Genomic DNA, 9,166 nt, shown 5'->3' on the forward strand with positions numbered 1-9,166 from the left:
ATGAAAAATAATTTCAATGTTCGCAGTCTCATCGTAGGAGCAATTGTTTTTGCTTTCAGTATTGCGCTTATCGGTGCGTGTAAAAGAGAATCTTATACACAAACAACTAATGATGATGTAAACATTACCGGCTACCTGGATAAATTTCCGGCCAAATTCTCGCTCATGAAACAGATTGTGGAGCAATCGGGTACTGCAGGCTTTTTGGGCGCTTACGGAAAATATACCCTGTTTACCCCAACCAATGATGCGGTAACGGCCTGGTTAAAAACCAGGGGTAAAAATTCGGTTTCCGATTTAACAGTTGAAGAAGCCAAAGATATTGTGAAAATCCACTTACTGGCCGATACTGTAGCAACCAACAAATTTACCGATGGTAAACTGGCGCAGATTACACTTTACGGTCAGTATTTGCAAACCGGAATTAAAAATGAAGGTGGCGAAAGTAACTATATCGTAAATAAACTAGCCAAAATAACCCAATCCAATGTAAGGGTGGGTAATGGCATTATCCACGTAATTGATCATGTGCTTATTCCGGTTACGCTAACATCCGCCGCCATGATCGAAGCCAGTGGGCGTTATAAATATTTTACCCAGGCCTTAAAAGAAACAGGCTTTTACGATTCTTTAAATGTTGCACAAGCTGCGGTTAAAGATACTACGCGCAGATTTCAGACCGTTATTCTCGAGTCTGATTCGGCCCTGGTTGCGGCGGGTTATGCCAATTACGCTGCATTTAAAGCGCGCTATTCCAAAACGGGCGATCCGAAAAGCCATGCCGATAGTTTGTGGTTGTACATGGCTTATCACGTTTCAACCGGACCAAGTTATACGCCAGATATTATTACCAGTCCGGCTATTTACACACTGGCACCAAAAGAAATTATCACCACCAAATTTGCAGGTCAGAAAATTTTATTAAACGAAGATGAGTACAATGGCGTAGTAGAACCCGGTGTAGAAATTAACAGGACTTACAGCGATGTTACAACGGCTAATGGTGTGTTGCATGAAGCTAAAAAGCCTTTTACCATTAAAGTACGCCTGCAGATTCCGGTTTATTTCGATGTATGCGATCAGCCCGAACTAAGGGCTAACCCGAAATGGAGAGGTACTGCAGCTGCAACAATACCATTAATTGCCAATGGAGCCAGCGTTTTAAGCGGATTGATTTTTAACAATCCATCAAAAACCACAACACCTGAAAATTACGACTATGTAATTGTTCCGGGCAGCACCCGTAAATACAATGCCAACGATATGCTTAACCTATCCATGGGAACCAACACGGCCAGGGCACAGTGGATTGAATTAAAAACCCCAATGTTGGTTAAAGGTAAATACAAGGTGTGGATCTGTTATGCCTCAAACAGCAGTGCCTGTGCTTATCAGGTTGGTGTAGATGTGGGCAGGGCAGGAGAACAGGTTTTACCGAATATCGTCGATTTCAGACAATCACTGGGCTCATCGGGTGTTACCAGTAGTACTGCAGCTTTGGCTTCTGCCGATCCGTTAATGTTAACCAATGGCTTTAAACGCTACATGGCCACTACTGCAGAAAGTGTAGTGGTAAATGGTACAACCGTTAAAGGCGGATTGCAAATTAACACCACCGGTTGGGATTTGAATGTGGGCAGGCTGGCTGGTACCGTTGATATCGGAACAACAGACAGGCATTGGATCAGGTTAACGGTAATTAGCACCGGTTTGGGCTCTAATAGCTTTACCTGGCTGGATATGATTCATTTCATCCCGGTAGATGCGGATCAAAACTATCCACGTTTTTCAACACAAGGCTATCAGTTTCCTAAACCTTAGCAAAATTTTGCCAGGTAACCAGGCCTGGCAAAACAATTTGTCATTACCATTAAAAACTTTTAAATGAAAAAAAATATATTCCACATCCTGTTCCTGTTAGCCGCAGTTATCGGGTTAAACGGTTGTAAAAATGCCGTGGATGAGCATAACGAAATTGTAAACGTTGATTTTAGTACCGATCTGTTTCAGAAAATAGCAGCGCAGGCCAACTTAAGCAAGTTTACGGAATATGTGAGGAGTACAGGCTACGATAAACTGTTAACTTCATCGCAAACCTATACCGTTTGGGCACCTACCAACGATGCCCTGGCAACACTCGATGCCTCCATTGTAAGCGATCCGGTTAAATTGAAAGATTTTGTAGCCAACCACATTGGTTTAACTGCTACCCCTGCGCCAAAAAGGGTAACCGATACCGTTAAAGTATTGCTTCAAAATAAAAAATACGCCACCATGGTAGGGCCAACTTTCGAAGAAGCAGCCGTTGTAGGCAATCCGGTCTTCGTAAAGAACGGCGCTTTGTATGTCATTGATAAACCGGTACCCACCAAGCTAAATGTCTGGGATTTTATGCTGGGCAGTACCGATGCACCACTTCAAAGTACTTTCATTGCCAATTTATCTACACAGGTAATCGATACGGCTAATGCTACAATTATTGGTTACAACTCATTAGGTAACCCCATATTTGCACCCAATCCACCCATGGTTTCCAGAAACTTTTACTGGAACAGTGTAGCCGATTTAAGGACAGAAAGCCAGCAGTACACCTTTTTTATGTTGCAGGATGCGACTTATACTGCCGAACGCAACCGTTTAGAGCCTTTTTATCCTAACGGTAGCTCTTTTGTATTGGTACGCGATTTAGTAGCTAAAGGCTTATACACTTTAGATAAACTGCCCGATACACTGCTTTCAACCCGCGGCGTAAAAATTCCGGTTAACAAATCGGCCATAGTAAAATCGTACCGCGCCAGTAACGGGATTGTTTATGTTGTGAATGCTTTACCTTTTCGCACGAAAGATAAGGTGCCAACCTTTAAAATAGAAGGCGAGCTGCCTTTTGGTTTCCGGTCTGATAGATCGGGCAATACCCTGTACCGTTTAAAACTGGATGATAAAGGCATTGCCTATAAAGACATTGAGGTGTATAACCACGGTGTTGCCGAATATTATATCAATTATCTGGCATCGGTAGCGTTGGTTAAGTACAAGGTTTATGCCCGGGCCATATCGGGGGCACAGGGCGATGCGCAAGTGGCTAATTTTACACAACGTTATTTTATGTATAACCCAACCACTTTGGTGTACGATTTATTTGCTACCCAAACCGTTACCCCGTTAAATTACGCAGAAGTGTATCTGGGCGATTATACGCCGCAACAATTCGGAACCTTACAACTCCGCTTAATGTCGGCCAATACCGCTACTAAAGACCAGAATACACTCATTTTAGATTACCTGCGCTTTGAACCTATTCTTCCTTAACCGTAATCTGATTCAAAAAAAGACTATGCATAATTTTACCATCATAAAAAAAGGAATTTCGCTTGTATTGTTTGGGCTCATGCTTTCGGCTGTGGCTTTTGCACAGCAAACCGATACCAGCACTAAAGATTCGGCTCAATACAGTACCGATACCACTACCGTTAAGGTGAAACAAAAAAAACTGGTTGGCCAGAAAATAACAGGTGTTGTGGTAGATGGCTATACCAATAAACCTATAAACGGAGTTAAGCTTACGGTTACCGATTTTTCGGGAGCCTTAACCGATAATAACGGAAAGTTTACCATCATTGTGCCCGATTATAATGCAACTTTGCTGGTTAGTTTTACCAATTACCACACCAAACTGTTACCGGTACACAAAGGGAAACTGGCAACCATTAAAATTTATCCCAGCAATTACAATTCTTTGTTTACCGAAGTAACCCTGCCGGCAAGTACCCAGAACCTGGCACGCTCATCGGCTGCTTTAAGCTATTTAAACCCGCAAGGGGGCTGGGCCGTAAATTCAGAGACACCCGATAGTTACCTGCAGGGCCGCATGGCTGGTGTTAATGCCATCAGGCGATCGGGCACGCCTGGCATTGGTGCCGATGTATTTGTGCGGGGTTTTACCTCATTGTATGCTACCAACCAGCCTTTATATGTGGTAGATGGCATGCCTTACGATGCCAATTCGTATGGCACCTCGCTTACCACCGGGCACCGCAATAATCCTTTACAGTTTATTGATGTACGCGATATCGAAAATATTACGCTCATTAAAGATGCATCGGCTGCAGCTGTGTATGGCACCAAGGCTGCAAACGGAGTAATGCTGATTACCACCAGCCATGCCAAAGATTTGGCTACACTAATTGATTTTTCGGCTTACACCGGAGTGAATTTAAAGCCTAAAAACATCAATGTAATGGGGGTTGACGATTTTCGCAGCTACCTTTCTGATGTGCTGAAAAGTCAGGGCTTAAGTGCCAGTGCTATTGCTGCAAAACCTTACATGAACGATGATCCAAATCCGGCAAACAACGCCAACTATCCCATGTACCATCAAAATACCAACTGGCAGGATCAGGTTTTTAAAACCAGTATCGATCAGAGCTATTTCTTAAAGGTTAGTGGTGGTGATAACATTGCCAAATATGCACTTTCTGCAGGTTACTCTGCCGATAAGGGGGTAATCGATTCTACCAGCAACAATAAATATTCAATGCGTTTTAACAGTGATCTCAATTTAACCAAGAAGCTCACCGGTAATACCAATTTATCGTTTACCTACACCGAGCAACGGTTAAAAGATCAGGGTTTATCGCCCAATTCTAACCCCGTATTTCTTTCGCTGGTTAAGGCGCCGTTTCTCGCCGTGAATGAAATCAGTTCAACAGGGGCAGTTTCGCCCAACCTGGCCGATGCCGATACCCTCGGTGTAAGTAACCCTCGTGCACTGATTGAAAAAGGCCTGAACCAGAAAAAAGCCTACCGCTTTTTTGGTAACATCAACTTTGATTACGCCTTTAACAAAACTTTTAAACTTTCTAACCTAACCGGGGTAACTTACGATAAAACACAGGAAACTTTATTTATCCCGCGAAAAGGGGTAACCAACGAAGTTTTGCCAACCACCATCGGCGACAGTAAACTAGGCACACAGGTAATCCGTTATTTCAGTGTTTTCGACGACCTGCATTTAAGTTTCGACCGCAGATTTGACAAAGGCCATACCTTACATGCAGCTTTGGGCACGCGCTATACTTCGGCCAAAAGTGAGCAGGATTATGCCATTGGCTACAACTCGGCAACCGATGTACTGATCAGTATTGGCAACAGTAATGCCGCACTACGCTATTTTGGTGGCGATATTGGCAAATGGAGTAATTTAAACAGCTATTTAACTGCCGATTACAATTACAAGGATAAGTATTACCTGAGCCTTAATGCGGCTGTAGATCAGTCGTCGAGGTTTGGCCGCAGGGATATTTCCTCTTCGGTACGTTACATTGGTGGTTACGGTTTAGATATTCTGGGTAATAAATCGGCCATTCTGCCTGCTGTAAGTGGTGCCTGGTTAATCTCTTCAGAAAGCTTTATGCACAATTATAAATACATCGATTTATTGAAATTCAGGATGAGCTATGGTCTTGTGGGCAACGATGATATTGGTAATTACAACAACAGGCAATACTACATTTCTCAGAATCTTTTAGGCCTACAGGGCGTGGTTAGGGGAAACATTGCCAATCCGGGTATTCAGTGGGAAAGTATAGCCAAATTCAATACCGGGCTTGATGCCTCATTTTTTAATGAGCGTTTAAGCTTTAGTCTCGATTATTACATCCATACCACCAACAAAATGCTGGCCTATGTACCCGTTCCTGCCATAGGGGGGATTAATTCATATATCGATAATCAGGCGGGTATGCGTACTTCCGGGTTGGATTTTGGTTTAAACGGCCGTATTTTAAATAAAACCTTTAAATGGGATATCGGCGTAAACCTGGGTACTTACAAAAACAAAGTAAACAGCTTACCTGGTGGTACCGATATTTTAACCAATTATGCCAACGGTACCTATTTAACGCGGGTTGGTCAAACAGCTAATTTATTTTATGGTCAGCGTACCAATGGTGTATATGCCTCAACTGCCGAAGCAACTGCTGCAGGCCTGTCAATCCGCAACAGTGCGGGCGTATTGGTGCCATTTACCGGTGGCGACACTAAATTTATTGATACCAATGGCGATAAAATTATCAACGATGCAGACCGCGTAGTAATCGGTAACCCGAACCCCGATCTTTACGGTAGCATTAACAATACTTTCAGCTACAAAAACTGGAGTTTGGATGTGTTATTCACCTTTGTAACGGGTAACGATATTTACAACTATACCCGTTCCATGCTCGAATCGGGAAACAGCTATTACAACCAAACCGATATTATGCGTAACCGCTGGCGTGGCGAAGGTCAGGTAACCAACGTACCCAAAGCCAGCTACGGCGATCCGATGGGCAATGCACAATTCTCCGATCGCTGGATCGAAGATGGCTCTTACCTGCGTTTGCGCACTGTAAATTTAACCTACAATGTACCACTTAAAGGCAGGTCAATTAAATACGCCAGGCTATATGCAACAGCCAATAATGTATTTACGCTGACCAATTATTTGGGCTACGATCCAGAACTCAGCGCAACGGGCAGCATTTTTACACAAGGTGTAGATACCACGCTCGAACCACAGTTCAGGTCGTTTCAATTGGGTGTTAGAATTGGTTTATAATTGATTATGTATAAAAAGATGAAGATGGATTTTAATAAAAAAGTTATTGCACTTTTAGCAGTAGCCCTGCTTGCAACAGGTTCATGGTCGTGCAAAAAAATTACCGATGAGGTACCCGAAGATAAACTTGATATTACCAATGCCTATCAGAATACTTCTGATGCTGATGCCGCGGTAATTGGTATATATGGTCAGTTTTTAGGGTTAGAAAAGCTCTATATTTTGCAAAATGAAGTACGGGCCGATTTGGTAGATGTAACCGGTAATGCCGATGCTTATTTAAAGCAGCTATCCAACCATACCACTACGAAAGATAACCCGTATGTCGATCCGAGGCCATATTATGCCGTGATATTGAATATTAACGATGCGCTTAAAAATTTCAATATCATGGTGGCCAACCATAAAATGAGTGTTGACGATTACAATAAACATTATGCAGATTTAGGCGCTTTACGCAGCTGGATTTATTTGCAGCTGGGTGCACAGTATGGCAGCGTTCCTTATATCACCGATCCGGTAGAAAATGTAGAAGATGTTAAAAATTTAAGTTTATATCCCCGTATTTCATTCGATGATTTGCTAACCCGGCTGATTGATTTTACCGAAAAACTGCCTTATAAGGAGGTGTATGCTTATCCTGCCGGAAACGCGCTTATCGTAGGTATTGATGGGCAGAATACCCAGAAAATATTCATCTGTAAACCCTTTGTATTGGGCGATTTGTATTTGTGGAAGGGCAATTATTTGAAGGCAGCCGAAAACTACGCCAAAATTATGAATGTAGAAAACAACAATACCAATATCAACATCCAGTTTGATGTATATAAGGTAGTGGGGTATCTCAGCTCGGCGTATAACGATTTAACTGTGCGTTACGCCAGAGGGCAGGATGAAGGTTCATTAATTACGGATGGTGGATGGCGTAATATGTTTATACAGCCCACCAATAATATAACCTGGAACTCGGAGTTTTTCTGGGGTATTCCATACAATCCAAGCTATAAACCGGGTAATCCCATGGTCGAGGTTTGCTCTTCGTTATATGGTAAATATTTAATTAAACCTTCTCAGGTAGCCATCGATAACTGGAATGCGCAAAGGCAATACAGCGGTATCCCTTACGATGCCCGTGGAAAATTATCGTACGAAAATTCGGTTGCAGGGCCTGTAATAACCAAGCTTACCGACAATAACACGGCTTTAAGCAGTTTTAACAAAGGCGGAAAATGGGGGATATACCGGGCCGGTTTATTGCACTTGCGTTTCGCAGAAGCTGCAAACCGCGACGGACAAGGGAAACTGGGCTGGGCATTTATGAATATTGGTATTCAGGATACTTATTATACCGGTACTTATGTGAGCGGTGCAAAATCTCCGGTTTCTACTGCAGAGATCAATACCATGCAAACTCCTTATCCAACCACATCGCCTTATTATTTTGATGCCAGAAGTAATTCAGATTATAAATCGCCCTGGTATCGCAATACCGGCATCAGAAACCGGGCTGGTGTAAGGGCCATTGATGTTAGTTACCAGACAGATATGTTAGGCTTAGAAGGCAAATTGATTGACGAAGACGCTTTGGAACTGGCTTTTGAAGGTAACCGCTGGCCCGATTTGGTACGCGTTGCCCGCAGGCAAAACAATCCGGCTTTCCTGGCCGAGCGCGTTTATCAGAAATTGTTAAAAGCTGGTGACCCGAATGCAAGTGCAACCCGGTCTAAACTGATGACACCAGCAAACTGGTATTTGCCATTTGATTGGGGGAAATAAATTGTTGGTCGCGATTTATAATCAGACCTCGCAGGTTTTTAAAACCTGCGAGGTCTTGAATTATTGACGAGGTCAGGTGGTAACATCTGGCTTTTTTAAAATCATACATTTTTAACTCAAATAGTTGAAATGCTAAAAATTAAGCTATTTTAGCGCCACCAAATAATCAAACGCACTCATGTTTAAATCAGTTTTTTCTTTTGAAGGCCGCATTCGTCGTACCGAATATGCCCTTTCCCGTATTTTTTGTTTAGTATTAATCGGAATTATTGCCGCTGCAGCAGAAGGTGGTTCGGAAGCTTTATGCGTATTGATGCTAATTCCAGCCTACATTTTGATTGCACAAAGTGCCAAACGTTGTCATGACAGGGGTAACTCTGGCTGGTGGATGCTCATTCCTTTTTACGGTTGGATTTTGTTTTTTGGAGAAAGCGATTATGGCCCAAATGAATATGGCGATAATCCCAAAGGGGAAGGGAACGATGATCCCTATTATGGAACTCATTTTAACCCACAGTTTAATGTAGCGCCTGTTACCACCAATCAAGATCAGGTTAGCAAAGATTAGGTCGTTGCACTGATCCGATGGCTTTTGGATTTGTTTAAGGGTTTCTCTGCAGGTGAGGTGCTGAAACAAGTTCAGCATGACGATTATGTTTTGCCGTTGGTCGTGATTTGTAATCGCGACCTGATGAACAAACCTCGCAGGTTTCAAAAACCTGCGAGGTTTTTATTTACCAAGCCAGCTTCAAAAGCGAAACTCCTTGTCTGGGTAATAAAATTCCAATCTCC

At 42.8% G+C, this 9,166-nt stretch carries 6 protein-coding genes; all 6 read left to right on the plus strand.

The annotated features are described in order from the left end of the window. The gene (locus OC25_RS23720) at window positions 1-1,821 is read left to right on the plus strand and encodes a fasciclin domain-containing protein (protein ID WP_039481791.1); all 1,821 of its coding nucleotides are present in this window, start codon (window positions 1-3) and stop codon (window positions 1,819-1,821) included. A 63-nt stretch (window positions 1,822-1,884) separates the two neighbouring features. After that, complete coding sequence (locus OC25_RS23725) at window positions 1,885-3,309, plus strand: fasciclin domain-containing protein (RefSeq protein WP_039481792.1); 1,425 nt, start codon at window positions 1,885-1,887, stop codon at window positions 3,307-3,309. Window positions 3,310-3,334: 25 nt separating this feature from the next. Then, window positions 3,335-6,598, plus strand: coding sequence for a SusC/RagA family TonB-linked outer membrane protein (locus tag OC25_RS23730; protein ID WP_039481795.1), 3,264 nt, complete (start codon window positions 3,335-3,337; stop codon window positions 6,596-6,598). Window positions 6,599-6,622: 24 nt separating this feature from the next. Beyond that, window positions 6,623-8,374 carry a RagB/SusD family nutrient uptake outer membrane protein gene (locus tag OC25_RS23735; RefSeq protein ID WP_039481798.1) on the plus strand — a complete coding sequence of 584 codons (1,752 nt, stop codon included), beginning with the start codon at window positions 6,623-6,625 and terminating at the stop codon, window positions 8,372-8,374. 178 nt (window positions 8,375-8,552) lie between these two features. Next, complete coding sequence (locus OC25_RS23740) at window positions 8,553-8,942, plus strand: DUF805 domain-containing protein (RefSeq protein ID WP_082018703.1); 390 nt, start codon at window positions 8,553-8,555, stop codon at window positions 8,940-8,942. A 24-nt stretch (window positions 8,943-8,966) separates the two neighbouring features. Then, window positions 8,967-9,166, plus strand: a 200-nt coding sequence (locus tag OC25_RS28250) for a hypothetical protein (protein WP_209435627.1), incomplete at its 3' end; no start/stop codon positions are given.

Origin of the sequence: Pedobacter kyungheensis (assembly GCF_000812965.1) — a bacterium.
Classification (GTDB): domain Bacteria; phylum Bacteroidota; class Bacteroidia; order Sphingobacteriales; family Sphingobacteriaceae; genus Pedobacter; species Pedobacter kyungheensis.